This is a genomic window from Xylanibacter ruminicola, from assembly GCF_900107775.1.
In the GTDB taxonomy this organism is placed as follows: domain Bacteria; phylum Bacteroidota; class Bacteroidia; order Bacteroidales; family Bacteroidaceae; genus Prevotella; species Prevotella ruminicola_C.
On record NZ_FNRF01000003.1, the window covers coordinates 31,691 to 52,658 of the forward strand.

16 protein-coding genes are annotated in these 20,968 nt (G+C 48.4%); 7 read left to right on the forward strand and 9 right to left on the reverse strand.

The window, feature by feature from the left end; translation table 11 throughout:
- A complete protein-coding gene (locus BLU97_RS07650) occupies window positions 1-3,186 on the reverse strand; it encodes a SusC/RagA family TonB-linked outer membrane protein (protein ID WP_074760982.1) in 3,186 nt (1,061 codons plus the stop codon).
- 653 nt (window positions 3,187-3,839) lie between these two features.
- On the opposite strand from BLU97_RS07650, the gene rmuC reads away from it, so the two are divergent.
- Both rmuC and BLU97_RS07660 read left to right on the forward strand, forming a co-directional pair.
- Window positions 3,840-5,141: a DNA recombination protein RmuC gene (gene rmuC / locus BLU97_RS07655; protein ID WP_074760983.1), complete on the forward strand. Its 1,302-nt coding sequence runs from the start codon at window positions 3,840-3,842 to the stop codon at window positions 5,139-5,141.
- Window positions 5,142-5,150: 9 nt separating this feature from the next.
- Window positions 5,151-5,711 (forward strand): 4'-phosphopantetheinyl transferase family protein, encoded by a 561-nt coding sequence (locus BLU97_RS07660; protein ID WP_074760984.1) that lies wholly within the window; start codon window positions 5,151-5,153, stop codon window positions 5,709-5,711.
- Window positions 5,712-5,736: 25 nt separating this feature from the next.
- Here the strand turns inward: BLU97_RS07660 and BLU97_RS07665 are convergent, their stop codons facing one another.
- From BLU97_RS07665 to BLU97_RS07690, 6 genes are all read right to left on the reverse strand, one after another.
- A complete protein-coding gene (locus BLU97_RS07665) occupies window positions 5,737-7,311 on the reverse strand; it encodes a helicase HerA-like domain-containing protein (protein ID WP_074760985.1) in 1,575 nt (524 codons plus the stop codon).
- Window positions 7,312-7,386: 75 nt separating this feature from the next.
- Window positions 7,387-8,322, reverse strand: coding sequence for a M23 family metallopeptidase (locus tag BLU97_RS07670; RefSeq protein ID WP_074760986.1), 936 nt, complete (start codon window positions 8,320-8,322; stop codon window positions 7,387-7,389).
- A 160-nt stretch (window positions 8,323-8,482) separates the two neighbouring features.
- On the reverse strand, window positions 8,483-9,031 hold the full coding sequence (locus tag BLU97_RS07675; RefSeq protein WP_013064209.1) for a C40 family peptidase: 549 nt from the start codon (window positions 9,029-9,031) through the stop codon (window positions 8,483-8,485).
- Between the two features lie 89 nt (window positions 9,032-9,120).
- Window positions 9,121-11,214: an ATP-dependent DNA helicase RecG gene (gene recG / locus BLU97_RS07680; protein ID WP_074760987.1), complete on the reverse strand. Its 2,094-nt coding sequence runs from the start codon at window positions 11,212-11,214 to the stop codon at window positions 9,121-9,123.
- The gene (locus BLU97_RS07685) at window positions 11,214-11,876 is read right to left on the reverse strand and encodes a 2-C-methyl-D-erythritol 4-phosphate cytidylyltransferase (protein ID WP_074760988.1); all 663 of its coding nucleotides are present in this window, start codon (window positions 11,874-11,876) and stop codon (window positions 11,214-11,216) included. The genes recG and BLU97_RS07685 overlap by 1 nt, the downstream gene beginning before the upstream one ends.
- Entirely contained in the window at window positions 11,876-12,448 is a 573-nt protein-coding gene (locus BLU97_RS07690; protein WP_074760989.1) for a DJ-1 family glyoxalase III, read from the reverse strand. Before BLU97_RS07690 ends, BLU97_RS07685 begins: the two co-directional genes overlap by 1 nt.
- Window positions 12,449-12,554: 106 nt before the next feature.
- Here BLU97_RS07690 and BLU97_RS07695 point away from each other — a divergent pair, with 106 nt between their 5' ends.
- Entirely contained in the window at window positions 12,555-13,439 is an 885-nt protein-coding gene (locus BLU97_RS07695; RefSeq protein ID WP_074760990.1) for an NAD kinase, read from the forward strand.
- On the opposite strand, the gene BLU97_RS07700 is transcribed toward BLU97_RS07695, so the two are convergent.
- Window positions 13,440-16,049, reverse strand: coding sequence for a glycoside hydrolase family 3 C-terminal domain-containing protein (locus BLU97_RS07700; protein ID WP_074760991.1), 2,610 nt, complete (start codon window positions 16,047-16,049; stop codon window positions 13,440-13,442).
- 91 nt (window positions 16,050-16,140) lie between these two features.
- On the reverse strand, window positions 16,141-17,553 hold the full coding sequence (locus BLU97_RS07705; RefSeq protein WP_074760992.1) for a hypothetical protein: 1,413 nt from the start codon (window positions 17,551-17,553) through the stop codon (window positions 16,141-16,143).
- Between the two features lie 546 nt (window positions 17,554-18,099).
- Here BLU97_RS07705 and BLU97_RS07710 point away from each other — a divergent pair.
- The 4 genes from BLU97_RS07710 to BLU97_RS07725 are packed head-to-tail and all read left to right on the forward strand — an operon-like array spanning window position 18,100 to window position 20,943.
- Complete coding sequence (locus BLU97_RS07710; RefSeq protein ID WP_073047408.1) at window positions 18,100-18,915, forward strand: ATP-binding cassette domain-containing protein; 816 nt, start codon at window positions 18,100-18,102, stop codon at window positions 18,913-18,915.
- A 33-nt stretch (window positions 18,916-18,948) separates the two neighbouring features.
- The gene (locus BLU97_RS07715; protein ID WP_139208926.1) at window positions 18,949-19,749 is read left to right on the forward strand and encodes a hypothetical protein; all 801 of its coding nucleotides are present in this window, start codon (window positions 18,949-18,951) and stop codon (window positions 19,747-19,749) included.
- Between the two features lie 5 nt (window positions 19,750-19,754).
- Window positions 19,755-20,597, forward strand: coding sequence for a hypothetical protein (locus BLU97_RS07720; protein WP_139208928.1), 843 nt, complete (start codon window positions 19,755-19,757; stop codon window positions 20,595-20,597).
- Window positions 20,581-20,943 carry a GntR family transcriptional regulator gene (locus tag BLU97_RS07725; protein WP_074760995.1) on the forward strand — a complete coding sequence of 121 codons (363 nt, stop codon included), beginning with the start codon at window positions 20,581-20,583 and terminating at the stop codon, window positions 20,941-20,943. Before BLU97_RS07720 ends, BLU97_RS07725 begins: the two co-directional genes overlap by 17 nt.
- The last annotated feature ends 25 nt before the right edge of the window (window positions 20,944-20,968 follow it).

Genomic DNA, 20,968 nt, shown 5'->3' on the forward strand with positions numbered 1-20,968 from the left:
TTAGAATGTAACGTTAGCACCAACAGTGATAGTACGTGCCTGTGGATAGATTCCCTTATCAACACCGAGTGTAGTGTAGCCACCAGAAGCAAGTTCTGGGTCGAATCCCTCATAGCCGGTGAAGGTGAACAGATTTTCTGCGCCCACATATACACGCAGACGCTGGATAGAAACCATACGAGTGAGATTGGCAGGCAGTGTGTAACCAATCTGAGCATTCTTCAAACGCAGATAAGAACCATTGTGGATATAGAGGTCAGATGACTTCCAGTTACCATTTGGATTGGCTGATGTCATACGGGGAATCTTGTTGGATGTGCCTTCGCCATGCCAGCGATCCATAATCCATGATGGGCGGTTCATAGCTGGTACGTCGCCACGCTGTGCGAAGTCGAATACATCGTTGCCGATGGTGCCTTGCCAAGCTAAACTTACGTCTATCCCCTTCCATTCTGCGCCAAATGAGAATCCGTAGGTCCAGTCGGGCATGCCCTTACCAATCTTAGTGCGATCTTCATCGCTGATTTTACCGTCGCCGTTGAAGTCAACGAAGCGTACATCGCCTGGTTGTGCTGATGGTTGCAACTTTTCGCCCTGAGCATTTACATAGTTGTCAACCTCCTGTTGATTCTGGAACAAGCCATTGGTCTTGTAGCCATAGAAATAAGGCCAAACCTCGCCATTCTTAGCGTGTACATAGTCGCCTACACCTGATGCACCTGCGCTTTCGTAGTTCTGCTCGCCTGATGCGTTGCCCAGCTCAACGAGCTTATTCTTGGCATACGAAGCGTTGGCATTAAACCAATATGTGAGATCCTTTATGCTGTCTTTCCAACCGAATTCGAACTCCAGACCCCAGTTCTCCATGGTTCCAAGATTGCCGTAAGGCTTTGACTGGCCGATGTAAGTAGGCACGTTCAACTCGAATAGCATGTCGGTAGTTTTCTTGAAGTAATAGTCGAAGCTAAAGCTCAGGCGATTGCTTAGGAAGCGCATGTCGATACCAAGGTCGGTCTGAGTAGATGTCTCCCATTTGATGTCAGGGTTGGCAGCACGTGCAGGCGATGTTCCATACACCATTTTTCCGGCTTCTACGCCAGGCTGTGTGGGATCAGGGTTCACAGTGTAGCTACCACCGAAGTAGTAGTTCTGTCCACCGTTCATCAGAGCACGATATGTGAAGTCAGGGATTGACTCGTTACCATTTTGACCCCAGCTGGCGCGAATCTTCAGTACATCCCACCAAGTTGGCTTCACTTTCTGCAGGTAAGGCTCGTTCCATACGTTCCAACCCAGTGAGAATGATGGGAATGTGCCCCACTTGTGGTTAGGTCCGAAGTGCGAACTACCATCACGACGCATGGTGAACTGTACCATATAGCGTTCGGCAAAGTTGTAGTCGATACGGCCGAAGTAAGAGGCCAGTGAGGTGTGGGTTACACCACCATTGCCGCCCCATACAGATGATTCTGTCTCAGGTGCGATGGCTGAGTCGATATGAGCATGTAAAGGATTGTGGTCAAACAACTGTGAATCACTACCTCCAAGGTTGCGTGATTCGTAGCGTGAAGCTGACTGTCCGAGTACGATGTTCAGATTGTGTACTTCAGCGAATGTCTTGCTGTATGTGAAGTAGTTCTCAGTCTGCCAGCGCATGCCACGATTCATTTGGCTCTGAACCCAGCTTTGGTCAGTGTGTGACATGGTGCCAAGATAGTCCTCGTAGCCATAGCCGTCATAACCCCAGAATGCGAGGTCAATACCATAAGTGCTGCGGAACTTCAAGCCTGGCAGGATGTCTAGTTCTGCATAGAATGAACCTACAATCTTATCAGAGTTGTTCTTGCCTGCACTAGGGCGATTCAGCTGAGCCAGTGGATTGGTGAGCTCTTGGAATCCTGATGGGGGAAGTGAGAATACGCGTCCGTTCTTTGTTACTGCATTGGGGTGTTCTGCAAGAATTTGAGCTGCTTCCGCATCAGTAGCATAGGGACTAACCAATGGTGAGAACGCTATGGCACTACCTAGAATTGAACCATATTCAGAGTTGGTTTCAATACCTGTAGATGTATCGCGTGTATATCCGATGTTCACACCCACTTTCAGTTTGTTCAGGAATTTGCGGCTTGTGTCCTCGAATACCGTGTAAGTCGAGTTGCTACGTGCACTCAGGCGCTCGTAGTTTGAGCGATCGTAGTTACCGCCTACGATACCTTCCTGTTTGAAGTAGCCTACTGAAAGGAAGTAAGTGGCTTTTTCATTACCGCCGTTAATGCTCAATTGATGCTGCATCACAGGGGCGTTGTAATTAAAGGTTTCGTCCTGCCAGTCGGTATCTGGACCATTATAGTTGTTGATGAAATCGGCAGAGTAGCGTGGCGTGTTGCCATCGTTCACCTGAGCCTCGTTCATAATCGTCATATACTCCTTTGCATTGAGCACAGCCTTTTTCTTCCAAGGGTTCTGCCAGCCGTAACTAAAGTCGTAGCTTACGTTGGTTTTACCTGCCTTACCGCTCTTGGTCGTAACCAGCACAACACCATTTGCTGCACGGCTACCATAGATGGCTGCAGATGCAGCATCCTTCAGAATTTCGACCGACTCGATATCCGTAGGATTCAGGTAGTTGATACCACCGCCTACAGGCATCCCGTCAACAATATACAGAGGTTCAGAGCTGTTTACCGATCCGATACCGCGGATGCGCACCTTCGAATCAGAATTTGGCTGACCTGACGACTGAGTGATTTGTACGCCCGATATTTTACCTTTCAAGGCGTCCTCAATACGTGAGGGTTTGGTTAGGTTTAGGTCGTCGCCGTTCACTTTCGAGATGGCGGCGGTCACCACGCTCTTCTTCTGAACACCGTAGCCGATCACCACCACGTCCTGCAGTGTCTGAGCATCCTCACGCAGGGTCACGCGCATGTTGCTGGTGGCCTTCACCTCCTGAGTAAGATAGCCGATGTAGCTAATAGTAATAGGTGTACCCTCTTTCACGTTGATGGTGAACTGACCATTAAAGTCGGTAATAGTACCGTTCTGAGGATTACCTTTTTCAACGACTGAGGCGCCGATCACGGCTTCGCCCTGGTCGTCAATCACAGTGCCCACGATTCCTTGGGCCCAAGATGTCATGGTCACCATAAGTGCCAGGAACATCATTACAAACCTGCTTTTCTTCATACTTTGGTTTTATTAAATGTTAATGTTAAGTTAGAATATACCCTATTAGGATTTTCTGCTGCAAAGATAATTAATTTTAATGCTCGCATTTGGCAGCACAGAGCGAAAAGTGGACGAAATGACACGCTCAAAATGTCTAAAGCGCTGATACACAGTGTGATAAGATTTTTAAAAAATCTAAAAAGAGTGGACGAGATATAGAGGTGTAAAACGTACATTTTACAGATTCTTTAACCAAAAATTCGCTTTAATTAGTCAAAAACGTCTTTCACTGCATTGGTCGTCAATCATGGTTATACGTTCCAAGCAAAGAAACAGTCATAGTTAGTGTGTTTTTCGTGTTGTGTGGACGAACACAACCTCTTTTTAAAGTTAAATAGAGTTAACAAAGTAAAGAAAATGGAGAAAAGATTTGGTTTGGTAGATTAAAATGCGTACTTTTGTACTCGAACAACAGTTTTTTAAGTTTTATTGAACAATCTGATCTAGTTTACCTTTAATCTGACATGAAGTAATATACGGAACGAGTGAAAATGTGCGTGATTTCGAAAAACGAATGAATGCACATTTTTTTGTGCAAAATTATAGGTTCATTTGGTCCTTATTACGAAGAAATTGCTTAATTTTGCAGCAAAATAAAAACAATAAGACTTATGATTGTACTTTATATTATAATAGGTATCATAGTGGGGGCTGTAGCGCTTTACCTGCTGATGGATCGCAAAATGGATCACCTCCGTATAGAGGGTGGCAAAACTGGCATGGAGCTGAAACTGAAGAATGAGCAGTTGGCAGATAGCACCAGCAGAGTGCGCCACTTGGAGGGTGAGAACCGTGAGTTGCATGCACGTGCCGAAGCTCAGATGCGAGAGTTGCAGTTGCTGCATCAGCAGATGGCTGAAGAGTCGCAGCGCCATGAGGAGCGCTTTAAGAATATGGCTCAGCAACTGCTGGAGCAGAGTGCCCAGAAACTGAAGCAGTCGAATACCGAAACAATATCTGGCATCACGCAACCATTGAAGGATGCCATCGCCAACATGCAGAAGGCCATCAGCGATAACCAGAAGGAGAGTGCAGCCCATTCGGCTTCGTTTCGTGAGCAGATGCTGCTGATGATGCAGCAGACACAGCAGTTGGGCGAGAAAGCAGAGAGTCTGACGAACGTGTTACGACGCGATAACAAGGTGAGTGGTAACATGGGCGAGATTATTCTGGGCGACCTGCTGAATAGTCAGGGTCTGACGGAGGGCATCCACTACGAGGTGCAGGCCCGTTTGCGCGATGAACTCGGACGTCCCATGAAACACGATGAGACTGGTCGCGAGATGCAGCCCGACGTGATTCTGCATTACCCACAGGGGCAGGATGCTATCATCGATTCGAAGGTATCGTTGGTAGCCTACGAGAAATACGTGAATGCCGAGACACCCGAGGATAAGGAGCGTTACCTGCAGGACCACATCAAGAGTGTGCGCCAGCATGTAAACGAGTTAGCACGTAAGGACTATTCGAAATACGTGAAGAATGGTCGCGATGTGGTTGATTTCGTGATTATGTTCGTACCCTTCGAGTCGTCGCTGCAGTTGGCATTGGCCAATGATCCTACGTTGTGGCGCGAGGCATTCGAAAAGAAGGTGTTTGTAACGGGCGAGCAGAACCTGTTGGGCATTCTGCACATGATACACATTGCCTGGGTGCAGAACCAGCAGGCCGAGAATCAGGAGAAAGTATTTGGCTTGGCTGAGCAGTTGTTGGATCGCTTAGGCGACTTTGTGCAGCGCTATAACGACCTGGGTAGTAAGATTGAGGCTGTGCAGAAGGCTTACGACAATACCAACAATAAGTTGATAACTGGTCGCCAAAGCGTTACCCAAAAGGCCCAAGAACTAATCACCTTAGGTGCCAAGGAGAATCCCAACCGCAAAATCCCTACACCTGAGATAGGGCTCGAATAGTTGAAAGTTATGATTACTCTGGTAAGCGAACATATCTATGATTTTGATTTGCAGGCGGCGCTGGCTGAGATCTCGGAGCAGCGCAGAGAGCAGGCCCTGAAGTTTAAACACGAACAGGGTCAGCGCTTGTGCGTGCTGGCTTACCAGTTACTGAAGGAAGGCTTGCGTAAGGAATATGGCATAACGGATAACCCCATCTTTGAGTATAACGAGCATGGCAAGCCTAGCATCGTGGGTCATCCGGAGATATTCTTTAATTTGAGCCATTGTAAGGAGGCTGTCATCTGTGTTATCAGCAATAAGCCCGTTGGCGTAGATGTGGAGTGTATCCGCGAATTCAAGGATAGCCTGGTAAATTACACCATGAACGATGAGGAGAAAACTGAAATAACAAAGTCGGATAAGCCCGAAGCTACTTTCATCCGTCTCTGGACCATGAAAGAGGCCACCGCCAAACTCATAGGCACCGGCATCACCCACGATGTGAAATCGCTCATCAACCCCGCTCAATACAAATACACTACAACCGAAAAAGCAAAGTACACCTATACCGTGTGCGAATATTTATAAGGCACGGATTAACACGGCTTCAAAATTACTTGATAAGATTTCCGAGGATATCTCTTGTAAGCTCCTTGGTAATCGTTCGTGTGGCGGCACTGGTGGCGTTTTTCACTACGCGACCTTTTGCCGAGGTGCGACTCTTGGTCTTCTTACCCGTAACCTTATCGCTTACGTAGGTGCCTAACATAGCAGCCAGGGTTGAGGTGATAGCGGTCAGAATGGCCTTGCCTACCTTTGCCAATATGCCCGACTTCTTTTTCTCTGCCTTAGCTTCGGCCTGTGGTATCTCAACCTCGGTCTGCTCCTGCTCCTGCAGGGCGCGATCGGCTTCGGCCATCAGTACCTCGAAGGCACTCTCACGATCCACTGGCGTGTCGTACTTTCCATAGATGCGACTCTGCTTGATGACGTCGAGGCGCTGGCCCTCGGTGATGGCGCCAATCTGCGAGAGCGGGAACAGAATCTTTGCACGCTCCACGATATTGGGTGCACCTTTCTCGTCGAGGAAACTGACAAGCGCCTCGCCTGTTTCCAGATTCATGATAGCCTCGTCGGTCTTAAATGCTGGGTTAGGACGGAAGGTATCGGCAGCTGTTTTTACAGCCTTCTGATCTTTTGGTGTGTAAGCACGTAGGGCATGCTGTACACGGTTGCCTAACTGTCCGAGGATGTTTTCGGGAATATCAGTAGGACTCTGGGTGATGAAATAAATGCCCACGCCCTTTGAACGAATCAAACGGATAACCTGCTCAATCTTATCGAGCAATGCCTTTGATGTACCGTCGAACAGCATGTGTGCCTCGTCGAAGAAGAACACCAGCTTAGGTAGCGGCATATCGCCTACCTCGGGGAGGGTAGAGTAAAGCTCGCTCAAAAGCCACAACAGGAATGTAGAGTACAGCTTGGGTTGCATCATCAGCTTATCGGCTGCCAGCACATTCATGATACCCTTGCCACCTTCGGTCTGCAACAGGTCGAAGATGTCGAACGATGGCTCGCCAAAGAACTGGTTGGCGCCTTGGTTCTCCAACTGCAACAAGGCGCGCTGGATGGCACCTACCGAAGCTGTTGAGATATTGCCGTATTTAGTGGTGTACTCTTTGGCGTGCTGTGATACATAGTCGAGCATGGCGCGCAGGTCCTTCAGGTCGAGAATCAGCAGTCCGCGTTCATCGGCAATGCGGAACACGATGTTCAGTACACCATCCTGTGTTTCGTTCAGGTCGAGCAGGCGACTGAGCAACTGTGGACCCATCTGTGAGATGGTGGCACGCATGGGATGGCCTTGTTCGCCAAACACATCGAAGAAGCGTACAGGACAACTCTGGAACTCAGGATTCTCGATGCCGAATTCAGGCATGCGCTTCTCGATAAAACCACTCAGCTTACCAACCTGCGAGATACCCGAAAGGTCGCCTTTCATATCAGCCATGAAACAGGGTACGCCTGCCTGACAGAAGGTCTCGGCCATCACCTGCAGGGTTACGGTTTTACCTGTACCAGTGGCACCTGCAATCAAACCATGACGATTGGCCATCTTACCTGTAATACTCAGTGCTCCATTAGAGCAGTGGGCTATGTAAAGCCCTCTTTCCTTGTCGTACATACGCTTTTGTTTTAAGTTTATGGCGCAAAGATACAAAAAATCCCGTCATGTTGACGGGATTCCTGATATTTTTTTTTAGTTGTATTTCAAAATTTGTCCTGGGCGCAAGCGGATGTTCTTGCCGATGTGGTTCAGCTCGCAGAGCTTAGCAATCGTGGTGCGGTGCTTGCGTGCAATGGCCTGCAAGGTATCGCCCTTCTTAACCTTGTGGAAGTGTACATTAGATGATGTACGTGGGGCTGTTGCAATCTCGAGCTCGTCGTCCTGATCGTTGTCGCCAGCGGTTACACCACCAACACCACGCAGACGAGTGGCCATAGCCGACTCAGCAGCGTACTTGTTGCGACGGAACATGTAGAAATCGCCTACAACATCCTGATTGCGGAAGTCGAACAGCAGAGCTGGGTTCAGGGCTACACCGCAAAGACGTGTCTCAAAGTGCAGGTGCGAACCAGTACTACGACCAGTGTTACCACCCAATCCGATAGGATCACCAGCCTTAACCTCCTGATTCTCAACTACCAGATGCTTTGACATGTGACCGTAGATAGTCTCCAGACCATTGTGGTGGCGGATAACTACGTACTTACCATACCCCTTAGGCTCATATTTTACGATACGGATCTTACCGCTGAAAGCGGCACGGATGGTATCACCAATATATACTTTGATGTCGAGGCCCTTGTGCTGACGTCCCCAACGTGCGCCGAAGTTTGAGGTGAGCACACGGCTATTGGTAGGCATGTGGAAACCTCTCAGGTCGATACGGAATGAGTCGGGGAGTACTGTTTCGCGGTGGGCATATACATTATTCCAGTCTTCGTAGAGGTCGGCTGAGGGGTTGTACTTCTCCTCCTGCTCAATGATTCGCTTGAGAACCATCGAGTCAACTGCCTTCATCTTGCGATCGACTGGTGCCTGCTTAGCCAACAGATCCTGTGCAGACGCGGGGGCTGCAACAAAAACTGAGAATGCCAAAACAGCTATTTTCTTAAAGCTTTTAATGTTCATATCCTTAGTTGAGTTAATATCAAATTAAAAAATCCGGTGCAAAGGTACTAATATTGCATGAAAAACGGAAATATATTGGTGTTTTTTGTTCACTTTTAACACTTTCGCCGATATTTTGTTGTTTTTTCATGTTAATATGGCTAAATGTGTCGATTTCCGTTTACTGCTGCACTCTACGTGCACCGATGTAACGACGGGCATAACCCGAATCGGTAGAACTGTTGATAGTAATACCGTTATTGGTACTGGCATGAATGAAGGTAAAGGTGTTGTTGATGGGATCTACATCAACCACGATACCTACATGGCCAACACCTCGACCAGAACGTGGACTGGTAAAGAATACCAGGTCGCCACTCTGCAACTCATCGCGGGTGATGGGGATATTGCGTGCATACTGATCTCTTGATGAAGCACCGATAAACAAATCGGTTTGCTGCTTGTAAACATAGCTGGTAAAGCCAGAGCAGTCGAAAGCGCTTGGACCTTTACCACCTGAGCGGTAGCGGGCACCCATGTGTGAGAAAGCCTCGCTCATAATCATCTCGGTCTTCTCGAATGCCTCGTTCAAATCGTCTTGTGTTCCATAAATGAAGTCGAAGTTGCCAATCTCCTCCTCGTCTGGAGCCTGGTCAGGGTTAACCTTTCCAAGAGCGAGGTCGCTCATAGAAAGCATCAACATCAGGGCAAATATAAACAATTTCTTCATAATGGTTTGCAATAGAAAAAGATTTCTGCTGCAAAGGTAGTAATTTTTTTTAAACTACGTGCGCGATAACAGTACAAGTTAACATAGTTTTAGGATATAGCCGCCCAATTAATATTTGTTTTACGTAATTGGCGCAGTCGGTTCCATAACATGCTGAATTTCTCAGAGTTACATTCTGGGTCCTCGTCAATAATCTTTTGTGCCTCGTCGCGGGCCATCTGCACAATCTGTCCATCGCGGGCTATGTCAGCAATCTTTAAATCGAAAGCCATACCACTCTGCTGGGTGCCTTCCAGGTCGCCAGGACCACGGAGTTTCAGGTCGGCCTCGGCTATACGGAAACCGTCGTTGGTATCGCACATAATGTCGATACGCTTGCGGGTGTCCTCGCTCAGTTTGAAGGGGGTGACGAGAATGCAATACGACTGGTCGGCACCTCGACCTACACGACCTCGGAGCTGGTGCAACTGGGCCAGTCCGAAGCGTTGGGCCTCGAGAATAACCATTACCGAGGCGTTAGGAACATTCACACCTACCTCGATCACCGTTGTTGCCACAAGTATCTGTGTTTCACCACGTACAAAGCGTTGCATCTCTTCCTCTTTGTCCTTAGGTTTCATGCGTCCATGAACCTTGCTGAGTCTGAATTCGGGGAAGGCTTCGCGCAGTACCTCAAAGCCATCTTCAAGGTTCTTTAGGTCGCTCTTGGCACTCTCTTCGATCAGGGGGAAAACGATGTAAACCTGTCGGCCCTCGTTAATCTGCCGACGGATGCCATCGTAGAGCGACGTCATACGCGAATCGAAAACATGTGTGGTTTGTACGGGCTTACGGCCTGGAGGCAACTCGTCGATAACACTCACGTCGAGATCGCCATACAGAGTCATGGCTAAGGTGCGTGGGATAGGCGTGGCAGTCATCACTAATACGTGGGGTGGGTTAGTGCTCTTACTCCAAAGCTTGGCGCGCTGGGCCACACCAAAGCGGTGCTGCTCATCGACCACCACAAAGCCTAATCGGGCAAACTGCACAGTATCCTCGATGACAGCGTGGGTGCCCACCAGAATGTTGATGGTACCATCCAACAGACCTTCGAGCACCTCTTCGCGACGTTTCCCCTTTACCATACCGGTAAGCAGGGCTACGCGCAGGTTCATATCCTTGAGGAATCCCATGATGGTTTGCAGATGCTGTTCGGCCAGGATTTCGGTTGGGGCCATGATACAGGCCTGATAGCCGTTATCGATGGCAATCAGCATTGACATCAGTGCCACAAGTGTTTTACCGCTACCTACATCGCCTTGCAACAGACGGTTCATCTGGCGGCCAGAACCCATATCCTTGCGTATCTCCTTGATTACGCGCTTCTGGGCACCTGTGAGTGGGAAGGGCAGATACTGACTGTAGAAGGTGTTGAACACATCGCCTATGGTGGGGAATACATACCCACGGAACTTGCGACGCTGATCGCTCGCGTACCTTAATATATTAAGCTGTATAAAAAACAGTTCCTCGAACTTCAAACGCAATCGGGCGCGCTCCAGGTCCTTGGCGTTCTGTGGGTAGTGTACCGTGCGCAAGGCCTCGTCGCGACCTACCAGATGCAAGGGTTGGTAGATAAAATCGGGGATGGTTTCGGGCTGGGGCGGAAGTTTCTCGATGAGCGTCTTGGTAAGGCGTTCGATGGCACGCGAGTTCAGTCCGCTCTTCTTCATCTTCTCGGTGGTGTTGTAATAGGGCTGAAGTCCCATCGCTGTGAGATCAACCTTAGAAGCATCATCCAAGTCGGGATGGGTGAAGTTGATGCGGTTGTTAAACACAGTGGGTTTGCCAAACACCAGATACTGGGTACCGATCTTATAATTCTGCTTGGCGTATTTTCCGCCATTAAACCAGGTAAGGTCGCAAATGCCGGTGCCATCGGTAAAGTGTGCCACTACGCGCTCCTTACGCGGGCCCATCGGAAAGGTCTCGAAACTCAGGATATGACCAACCACCTGTACAAACGGCATGTCGCCCGTAAGCTCGTGGATGGTGTACACCTTCGAGCGGTCGACGTATTTGTAGGGGTAGTATTCCAGTAGGTCGCCGTAACTTTCAATGCCAAGCTCGTTGCTCAGCATCTTCTTACGGTTAGGTCCCACGCCAGGTAGGTATTTGATATCCTGATTGAGTATGTCCATTATATAAGAACCTCTGCGATTTTTAAATCGTAGGGAGTGGTAATCTTGATGTTTTCGCGGTTGCCTTCAACCAAGGTGATGTCGTAGCCGAAAGCTTCAACTACCGAGGCATCATCAGTAAAACCGTCGTTATAGGGCTGACGATTGGCAGCCTTCAATAACTGGATGTCGAAGGTCTGAGGTGTCTGCACCAGTCGGTAGGCATCGCGAGGCACCGTATTGGATTGCTCGCCTTCCAGATGGCGTACGGTCTCAACAACGGGGATGACTGGAATGACGGCCTTTTTTTCTCTTGCTGTCGTATAGCAGTTACGAATCACCTCGATACTGGGGAAGGGGCGCACACCATCGTGCACACCTACCACGCCGATGGCGTCATCGGGTACCTTGGCCAGTCCGTTCTGTACGGAGTGGAAGCGTGTTTGTCCGCCATTGGCTAAGGTGTACTCCACATCAAAATGGTACTCCTGGCACAACTGATGCCAATAGGCCTGCTGGGCTTCGGGTAATACCAGGATAATCTGGATGTCCTTAGAGTACTCGCGGAATCGCTCCAGTGTGCGCATCAGCACGGGCTTGCCACCAATGGGCAGGAACTGCTTAGGGATGTCCGACCCCATGCGCAAGCCCTTACCGCCTGCTACTATGATAATATAATCCATTATTTCTGCATTAAATGTTTAAAGCGCATACCCTCGGCAATCTGGTCGGCAGTTTGCTTGTCAACCAACTGTCCGAGCAGTTCGTAGGCGTAGGGGAAAGCTGCTGCAGGACCCTCGGCGGTGGTGATGTTACCATCTACGGTTACCAGGTCGCCTGTATAGCGGGCACCATTCTCGGCTAATGCTTTCTCAAAGCCTGGATAGCAAGTAGCCTGCTTACCCTCAAGAATACCCAGTGGGGCGAGTACTACGCCTGGAGCAGCACAGATGGCAGATATCTTCTTGCCTGCCTGGTACTGAGCCTTCAGGGCTTCGCACAAACCAGAATGGTTGAACAGGTTGCTGGCGCCTGGCATGCCACCTGGCAGCATCAGCAGGTCGGCATTGTCGAACTCGCCCTGCTCAAACAGAATATCGGCTTCGATATTCACACCGTGGGCCGACGTTACCAAAGGAAATTCAGAGATGCTAACGGTGGTTACATCAACACCTCCACGACGTAATACATCTATAGGAATCAGGGCCTCTACATCCTCGAAACCTTCTGCTAGGAAAACATAAACTTTAGCCATAATATTTACGATAATTTGTTATTCTGACGGCAAAGATACAAATTTTTTGGCACGAATTACACGAATTGCACGAATTTTTATATCTTTGCACCCAAAAGATACAAGAATGGAACATCGTAAACTCAGGTTTGCCCTATTGGGCAATATTTATCAGGCCCGCAAATCGGCCAGTATCCAGAAGGTGCTCTCAACGATTGCCAACTATGGCGCGGAGCTCTACGTAGACATGGAGTACTATTACTTCCTGAAGGATCATCAGCGTTTGGACGTGAAGGCCACTAAGGTTTTCTCTGACAATAACTTTGATGCCGACTTTGTGATTTCGATGGGTGGCGATGGTACCTTCCTGAAGGCGGCTTGCCGTGTGGGCAAGAAGAATATCCCCATCTTAGGCGTAAACATGGGACGCTTGGGCTTCCTGGCCGATATCAGTCCTGATGATATCGAGCATTGCTTGCGGGCGCTGTATAACGACGACTATGCTGTTGAGAGTCGTGCACTGATACAGGTTGAGGCTGATGGCGCACCTCTGGGTGAGTGCAGTTATGCCCTGAATGATGTGGCCATCCTGAAACGCGATACGGCATCGATGATTTCGATACGTGCCAGTGTTAACGGACAGTATCTGAATACTTATCAGGCTGATGGACTGGTGATTTCAACACCTACCGGTTCAACGGCTTACTCGCTCTCAAATGGCGGCCCTATCATCGTGCCAGGTACCAAGGTGTTCTCGATGACGGCAGTTGCGCCCCATTCGTTGAATGTGCGCCCCATTGTGCTGGCCGATTCGTCGGTGATTGAGCTCGATGTAGAGAGCCGCTCGCATAACTTCCTGGTGGCTATCGATGGTCGATCGGAGAAATGCAAAGAGGGCACGAGGATTGTGCTCCGTCGTGCCCCCTATGATATCAAGGTTGTTAAGCGTTCCGATCATCGTTATTTCAATACCCTTCGTGAGAAAATGATGTGGGGTGCTGATACACGCTGATTACTTAACTACAAAATCGATGGTTTTCAGGTCCTTATCCATTGATGAGGTACCGTAAAGAATCTGATAGCGACCTGCCTTTGTGGCCAGTTCGTCGATCATCTCGTCGTAATACTCGAATGCCTCGCCATCCAGTGTGATGGTGGCCTTCTGTGTCTCGCCTGCCTTCAGGTTCAACTTCTGGAATCCCTTCAGGGCTTTGATTGGTGCGCCAGCATCGTCGAGACGCTTTACATATACCTGAACAGTCTCAGTTCCCTCGCGCTTGCCAGTGTTGGTTACAGGCACAGTCAGGGTTACCTTGCCATTCTTCTTCATCTGCTTGGCGGAGATTTTGGCATCGCCGAGCGCAAAGGTGGTGTAGCTCAGACCGTAGCCGAATGCATACTGAGGCACACCTGTAAAGTAACGATAGGTTCGGTTCTTCATCGAGTAGTCGAGGAAATCGGGCAGATCGTTGTTAGAGCGATAGAAGGTTACGGGCAGTTTTCCACCAGGGTTGTAATCGCCAAACAGCACCTCGGCCAAAGCCTTAGCACCACCCTGACCAGCATACCAGGCCTGCAATAGAGCATCGTACTCGCCCTCAACACTACCAAAGGCAATGGCTGAACCAGAGCAGTTCACAAAGATAACCGGCTTACCAGTCTTGTGCATAGCCTTTACTAACATCTGCTGAACTTTTGGCAGCTCGATGTCCTGCTTGTCGCCGCCTTCGCCTTCCATCTGGGCAGAGATGCCACCGATGATCACGATTGCATCAGCTTCCTTCACCTGGTTGGCCAGGTCGGTAAAGTCAACCAAGTTGCGCTCGCAGATATCGCCACGCAGCATAGCAAACTGTCCGTTACCATGCTTGTACTCGATTACTACGTCGTAGGTTTTACCTGCCTCAACAGGGAACGACTTGTACTGGGGCTTGCGACCAAATCCGAAGAAACCACGACGGCCACCTGCCTGAGCCTCTTCTACTACCTCGCCATTTACCTTCAGCACGTAGCCATTGTCGGTGGTCAGGGTGTACTTCATCTCGCCAGTAAAGGTAGATGTGTACTTACCGCTGATGCGAACACTGAGGGTGTCGCGATTCACGCCCTGGGCAAATCCCCAGGCGCCAAAGGTCGAGAAGTTAAGCTCGTTGTAGTAATCAGTCTTGGCGGGTTCGCCTTCGAGTTCACGATTATTCCAGAACTCCACCTTCACGCCCTTGCCATCGTTAAAGTCCTGCAGATGGTGGATGGTGGTATATTCGTCGTTCAACTCACAGGCCTTGTTGTAGATAATCTTAGCGCCTGGCACTGCTGCCTTGATGCCTGAGAGCAGTGAGTGCTGGTGGGCGGCGGTAGGTGTGCCACCATAGTTACCGTTCAGCATGTTCACATCGTCGGCATTAGGACCAAGCACAGCCAGTGTCTTGATGCTCTTTGAGAGTGGCAGGATACCAGCCTTGTTCTCCAGCAGCACCATCGATTCGCGTGCAGCCTGAACAGCCATCGCATCGTTCTTCTCGCTACTGATTACATCGGCACCCAGTTTGGCCCAAGGCAGCATGTCGGCGGGATCGAACATACCCAACTCAAAGCGGCCCATCAAGGTCTTACGCAGGTGATTGTCAAGGTCGCTCTCCTTGATAAGACCTTTCTTAAGTCCTTCAACCAGCGACATGAAAACCTTACCACACTCCAGGTCGGTACCGTTCAGCACAGCATCAACCGAGGCTGACAAACCATCCTTGTGGGTTTCGTGCTGACCACGATTAAAGAAGTTGTTGATAGCGTCGCAGTCGGTCAGTACGATGGCATCGTAGCCCCACTTGTTACGCAGGATATCAATCAACAAACGGTCGCTGGTGCAGCAGGGCTTACCCTCAAAACGCTGGTAGGCGCACATCACCTCGCGTACATTACCTTTCTTTACCAGTGCCTTAAAGGCTGGCAGGTAAGTTTCCCAAAGGTCGCGGTTGGTTGGCTCTACGTTCATAGAGTGGCGCAAGGGCTCTGGTCCGCTGTGTACGGCATAGTGCTTGGCGCAGGCGTGGGTCTTGAAGTATTTGTCGTTGTTGCCCTGCATACCCAGCACGGTCTGTACACCCAATACGGCATTCAGATAGGGGTCCTCGCCGCAGGTTTCCTGTCCACGTCCCCAACGTGGATCGCGGAAGATATTTACATTCGGACACCAGAACGTAAGCTCAGGGTTACCAGGATAGTAGGTAACACCCATGGGCACGTTAAACAGCTTAGGATCGTTGTGGTCGGTACGGTTCCAGTTGGCGCGTGCCTCGTCAGAAACCTGCGAGAATACGTCGTAGAACAGCTGCGAATTAAAGGCTGCTGCCATACCGATGGGCTGTGGATAAACCGTATAGCCATCCTGACGCACACCATGACAAGCCTCGCTCCACCAGTTGTAGCTGGGGATGCCCAGACGGTCGATCGAGATCGACTTGTTCATCATCAGTCCCACCTTTTCCTCGGGCGTGAGCAGACTCAGCAAGTTCTCAACGCGCTCTTTGTTTGATAACTTTGTATCCAGATACGGATACTTAACCTGGGCAAAAGCACTTGCCCCCATCATCGCCGCGATGGTTAAAGTTAAAAGCCTTTTCATTTCACTGTTTGTTTGATATAGTTGTAATTGTTAGATAATGCTGTAAATCTTAGATGTTGTAAGTGGTAGAAAGTTTAATTGCAATAAGCAATTATGTTAGCTCGAGATATAATTTCTGATACCTGCCGGGTTCTATGCGTTTGATGTAGCCATCGCTGAGCCAGCGCTCTATCATCTTTTCGGCGGTACGCTGGGGCACGCCTAGGAATATCTGCATGGAAGGCACGCTGAACTCATCAGGTAGAACACTGTAACGCGAACGCATCAGTTTGGTGTGGCGCTTGCGGGTGGGGTAGCTAATGCAGTTAGCCTGCTGCATAAAGTAGTAATCCCAATACTTGCCAAAGAAATGGCGCTGGCATGCAAACTGGATGTTCATGGCCAAACGGCACAAGTACAGGTCGGTGTCGTCGAGAGTGAGGGTGTGGTGCTGCTGCCACTCATCCCAATGGCGCATCATAATGAAAGGTACGCTTACGGCGATGCCATAGTAGGGTACACGCTTAAGCAATAGTTCGTCGGTTTTCGACTGGTCCTCCTCGGCTTCTTCCATGTGCTCCTTGGCCCATTCGTAGGTGCTTTCTACCAGTTTGCCAATGGGCAGTTCGCCATGGGTAGAGTCTAATCGCTCGGCCCACATGCGCAGGGTTTTGTGCTCCTCAGGCTCTACGTTCGCATCTTCCAACTCCTCACGTTTCAGCATCTCGAAGTGGGTTGAGGGCATGGGAATGGCTGCCAGTCGGGTTGAGAATCCATTGCCTACGTTGTTGGCATTCACCTTGTTTTTCAGAGCGTGGGGTGTGCCTGTATAAACAAAGTTCCAATACACATTGAAGTTGCAAAGCTCTGAGTCGTAGTTCGAGAAGAACTGTCCATCCTCCTCGTTGTGGAAAGCCTTCAATTCCAGATAGGTTTTGTTGCTCCATGCCTCGCCCTGCTGATTGATGGCATTGTCGAGCTCTGTGTCGAACGAGAGCATGTGCAGGTGCATCTCCTGCCCATCCACCATCTCAACGGCATGCTTCATGTCTTCGATAAACACCTTGTTGGATGTACGGGCGGGGTGGGTACGGATAATTACCTGGGGCTTCTGTGGACCATCGCCTTTCTGTCCGTTGTCCAGCCACTCCTTGTATTTGCGACGATAGCGATTCTCGGCATTCTGCCCCTCCTTCGATACTTTGCGGATAGGACCGGCTAAAAGTTCGTAGAGATTGGTTACAAACGATTTTCCTGAACCAGGGTCGCCAATGATGAACACGCTATAGTTAAGGCGACGTAACTCCTGAGGACGATGGTAAAAACGATAGGTGCAACGCGTCATGAGTGTGCCCAGAAAGGCCGACGATGCAAACATAGCAGCAGGGTAGGCCTCGGTTTTAAGGCCCTTGCACACCTCGCGTAAGCAGGGATATACATCCATCAGCTTCTCGATTTCTTTACCTGCGAATAGCATCTGTCGTTCGATGATTGAACGGTCATTTAAGTTAGTCTCTTTTGTCATTATTCAGTCTTTTAAGATTACACTGCAAAGGTACAAAAAATATTTCAATCTACCAAGAGTGTAACGTTAATTTTACGACAGGAACGAAAAAAAGTTTGGTCATGGTTGTATAATATCTATTATTATAATAATATTATATATTAATTATTTATATATTATAATATATAAATAATCTTATAAGCTATTACTTGTTCTATCTTGACCATATATTTTCTCTCTCCTGTCGTATGTTACAGTGTTACATTGTGCTGCCATTGTTCCCATTAATGGGAATTTTTGCTACCATTAAATGTAGCAATCGCTACCATTAATAATAGCCGTAACTTCGTGGGCAGATAAGTTACGAGTATCTCATAGATAGTGCCGTACTTTCTCCCTGTTTATTAGTTATGTACGCGTGAGGGTTGTAGTGCTAAATAGTGTTAACAATTCAAAGTTTTTTGCATAAAAGCTTGGAGCGTATTTGTTTTTATCCTACTTTTGCAGTGTACTATTAAAGTGGTACACTATAACACGTAACATTGAACATTAAAATTAAATAGAATTATGATCGAGGTAAACAACATCAGTTTTAAGTACGCAGGTGGTAAGAACCTGGTATTCGATGATTTCAGTCTGGAACTGAAGCAGGATAATATTTATGGTCTGCTGGGTAAGAACGGTACAGGTAAGAGTACACTGCTTTACCTGATTGCTGGACTGCTGCGCCCCAAGAAGGGTACTGTAAGCTTTGATGGTATCGAGACCAAACTGCGTCGCCCTGAAACACTGCAGGATATCTTTATCGTTCCTGAGGAGTTCGACCTGCCTGCTATGTCGCTCGATGAGTATGTAAAGATCAACCGTCCCTTCTATCCCTTGTTCAGCACAACCGTTCTGGAGGGCTGTCTGAAGGATTTTGAGTTGAGTAGCGACTTGAAGCTGAATGCCCTCTCGATGGGACAGAAGAAAAAGGTGTTTATGGCTTTTGCCTTGGCTACCAACACCCGTGTGTTGCTGATGGACGAGCCTACCAACGGACTGGATATCCCTTCGAAGAGTCAGTTCCGTAAGGTGGTTACCCAGTATATGACTGGCGATCGTACGCTCATTATCTCTACCCATCAGGTACACGATGTTGAATCGTTGCTGGATCATATCCTTATCTTGAGTCCACAGAAGTTGTTGCTGAATGCCAGTGTGGCTGATATCCAGGAGAAGTTTACCTTTGAGTATCGCACACCTGCCGAGATGGACGATGTGCTCTATGCCGAGCCTTCGCTTCAGGGTAATGCCGTGATTGCACCACGCAAGGAGGATAGTGCTGAAACTCAGGTTAATTTGGAGTTGCTGTTTAATGCGGTCAACGAGGGTAAAATTTAGAGATTAAACATTAAAGATTAAACATTAAATCTTATGATACAGTTTAATATACATAGGTTTGCCATGGTGGCTCGCTGGTCGCTCACTAACGACAAGAGTTTCTACGTGCGCACGCTGCTCCAGATGTTTGTGTTGCTTACGCTGATGTTCTTGTTTTTTACCACAAGTTTTTATTGGCTGAGAGGAGCTGATACGGGCTATCGACCCTGTTGCGTGGTTGTAGTGATGATGTTTTTTATTCAAGTAGCCTTAGGCCCAGCGATGATGTTTAACAGCATGAAAGGGAAACACGATATGCATGCTCTGTTGTTGTTGCCAGCCTCGAATTTCGAGAAATACCTGATGCGCTACACCACTTGGATATATGTATTGGGTCTTACGTTTGTAGCTTTCTTTGGAGCCGACTTGGTGCAGTATGTTTTTAACTGGCTGATAGGTAACAATCCGCAGTTTGTAACAGGCGCTCTGTTCGGTCGCTTAAATCCTCCCATAGTTAATTGGGAAGCCATTGGTTCAAAGAAGGTTACGGTTATTAACGCCCTGATTATTTTATTTCTTTGGACGCAGTCGTGTTTCGCCCTTGGTGCCACCTTCTTCCGTTCGCACAAGTACTCGTGGATTCTCACCTTATTGGTGCTCATCTTCTTGTCGATGGTACAGTCATGGTTGTTCCCTATTTCTTACGAAAATCAGTTTGATATGATTCACGGTGATGCTATTACGCTGCTTTATATCTCTGATGCCGTTTACGGTATTTGGGGTATTGTTAACTACTGGCTGTCGTACAAGATATTCTGCAGAACTCAGAACATTGGTAAATTTGTAAACATTTGAAGGTTATGAATAGTTTCGATATTAATAGATTTGGGAGGGCCTTGCGCTGGATGATTAGCGTAAACTTCCGCTCATTGCTGATGTGGACCTTGGGACTCACACTGGGTGTTGCTATGGGCGAGATGATGGTGCGCGCTATGATGCATGCTACTACGCCACAGGAGATGAATCATAGTACTGACGTCTTGGCAGGATTCTTTGTGATTTACGTGATAATTGGTGTTGCGGTAAGTGTTTGTAATCTGTTTGTTGAGCTGGATAAGAAACCCCGTCGCCAGGCATTCCTCATGCTGCCTGCTACCAACTTAGAGAAGTTTTTGGCAGCAACCGTTTTTGCTACCGTATCAGGATTTGTGATGATGCACCTGTCGTTTATCGTAGGCGATACGCTGCGTGTAGCGTTCCGTGCCCTGTTCTATGGTGAATCGTGGAATTCTTTCGTGGTTTCAGAGTTTGTAAAGATGATGACGTTTGATGGTATAGGGGTGCATCACACCTTGGGCTATCGCCTGATGGGACTGGTATTCTTGGTATGCGGTCTTACTTGGGTGCACTCTTTCTACACCCTTGGTGGCACACTGTTTCGCAAGTATGCATTCGTAATCAGTAGCATTGTACTTGTGGCAGGCATTACAGCATTTGTATGGTTTAAGCGTCATCATGGTGGAAGCATGTTTTATACTTACTATACAGCAGATGTGATGGAAGAGGGGGTTGGCGCCATGACCTATGTACTTACAGCATTCTTCGCTGTCTTCTCTGTTGTAAATTACTGGTTATCGTTCCGTATCTTCAAAGGATTTGAGTTAATTACTAATAAGTGGATGAATTATGACTTTTACAAATGATAAACCGATTTACATCCAGATGGCCGATCGCCTTTGCGAGGAGATCCTCTCGGGTGTATATAAAGACGATGATCGCATCCCCAGCGTACGTGAGTATGCCGTGCTGCTCGAGGTGAATACTAATACCGCTGTAAAAGCCTACGAACAATTGGCACGCGAGGAAATCATCTACAACAAGCGTGGACTGGGATACTTTGTTACTCCAGGTGCCAAACAGCAGATTCTGAAGGCGCGCAAGCAGGAGTTTATGAAAGAGCGACTGCCAGAATTGTTCCGCCAGATGCAGCTGTTAGGCATCACGTTAGAAGATGTTAAAAATGCGTATGATGCAACTTTTGGCGAGTAAGCTACGTCAAACTGTAAAAATCAAC

What these genes read in the sequence shown, in the direction of transcription:
- BLU97_RS07665 (WP_074760985.1), bottom strand. Translation starts at nt 7,311, where the DNA reads ATGTACGACAAGGAAAGAGGGCTTTACATAGCCCACTGCTCTAATGGA.
- BLU97_RS07690 (WP_074760989.1), bottom strand. Translation starts at nt 12,448, where the DNA reads ATGGCTAAAGTTTATGTTTTCCTAGCAGAAGGTTTCGAGGATGTAGAG.
- BLU97_RS07660 (WP_074760984.1), top strand. Translation starts at nt 5,151, where the DNA reads ATGATTACTCTGGTAAGCGAACATATCTATGATTTTGATTTGCAGGCG.
- BLU97_RS07705 (WP_074760992.1), bottom strand. Translation starts at nt 17,553, where the DNA reads ATGACAAAAGAGACTAACTTAAATGACCGTTCAATCATCGAACGACAG.
- recG (WP_074760987.1), bottom strand. Translation starts at nt 11,214, where the DNA reads ATGGACATACTCAATCAGGATATCAAATACCTACCTGGCGTGGGACCT.
- rmuC (WP_074760983.1), top strand. Translation starts at nt 3,840, where the DNA reads ATGATTGTACTTTATATTATAATAGGTATCATAGTGGGGGCTGTAGCG.
- BLU97_RS07720 (WP_139208928.1), top strand. Translation starts at nt 19,755, where the DNA reads ATGAATAGTTTCGATATTAATAGATTTGGGAGGGCCTTGCGCTGGATG.
- BLU97_RS07670 (WP_074760986.1), bottom strand. Translation starts at nt 8,322, where the DNA reads ATGAACATTAAAAGCTTTAAGAAAATAGCTGTTTTGGCATTCTCAGTT.
- BLU97_RS07710 (WP_073047408.1), top strand. Translation starts at nt 18,100, where the DNA reads ATGATCGAGGTAAACAACATCAGTTTTAAGTACGCAGGTGGTAAGAAC.
- BLU97_RS07700 (WP_074760991.1), bottom strand. Translation starts at nt 16,049, where the DNA reads ATGAAAAGGCTTTTAACTTTAACCATCGCGGCGATGATGGGGGCAAGT.
- BLU97_RS07725 (WP_074760995.1), top strand. Translation starts at nt 20,581, where the DNA reads ATGACTTTTACAAATGATAAACCGATTTACATCCAGATGGCCGATCGC.
- BLU97_RS07650 (WP_074760982.1), bottom strand. Translation starts at nt 3,186, where the DNA reads ATGAAGAAAAGCAGGTTTGTAATGATGTTCCTGGCACTTATGGTGACC.
- BLU97_RS07715 (WP_139208926.1), top strand. Translation starts at nt 18,949, where the DNA reads ATGATACAGTTTAATATACATAGGTTTGCCATGGTGGCTCGCTGGTCG.
- BLU97_RS07695 (WP_074760990.1), top strand. Translation starts at nt 12,555, where the DNA reads ATGGAACATCGTAAACTCAGGTTTGCCCTATTGGGCAATATTTATCAG.
- BLU97_RS07675 (WP_013064209.1), bottom strand. Translation starts at nt 9,031, where the DNA reads ATGAAGAAATTGTTTATATTTGCCCTGATGTTGATGCTTTCTATGAGC.
- BLU97_RS07685 (WP_074760988.1), bottom strand. Translation starts at nt 11,876, where the DNA reads ATGGATTATATTATCATAGTAGCAGGCGGTAAGGGCTTGCGCATGGGG.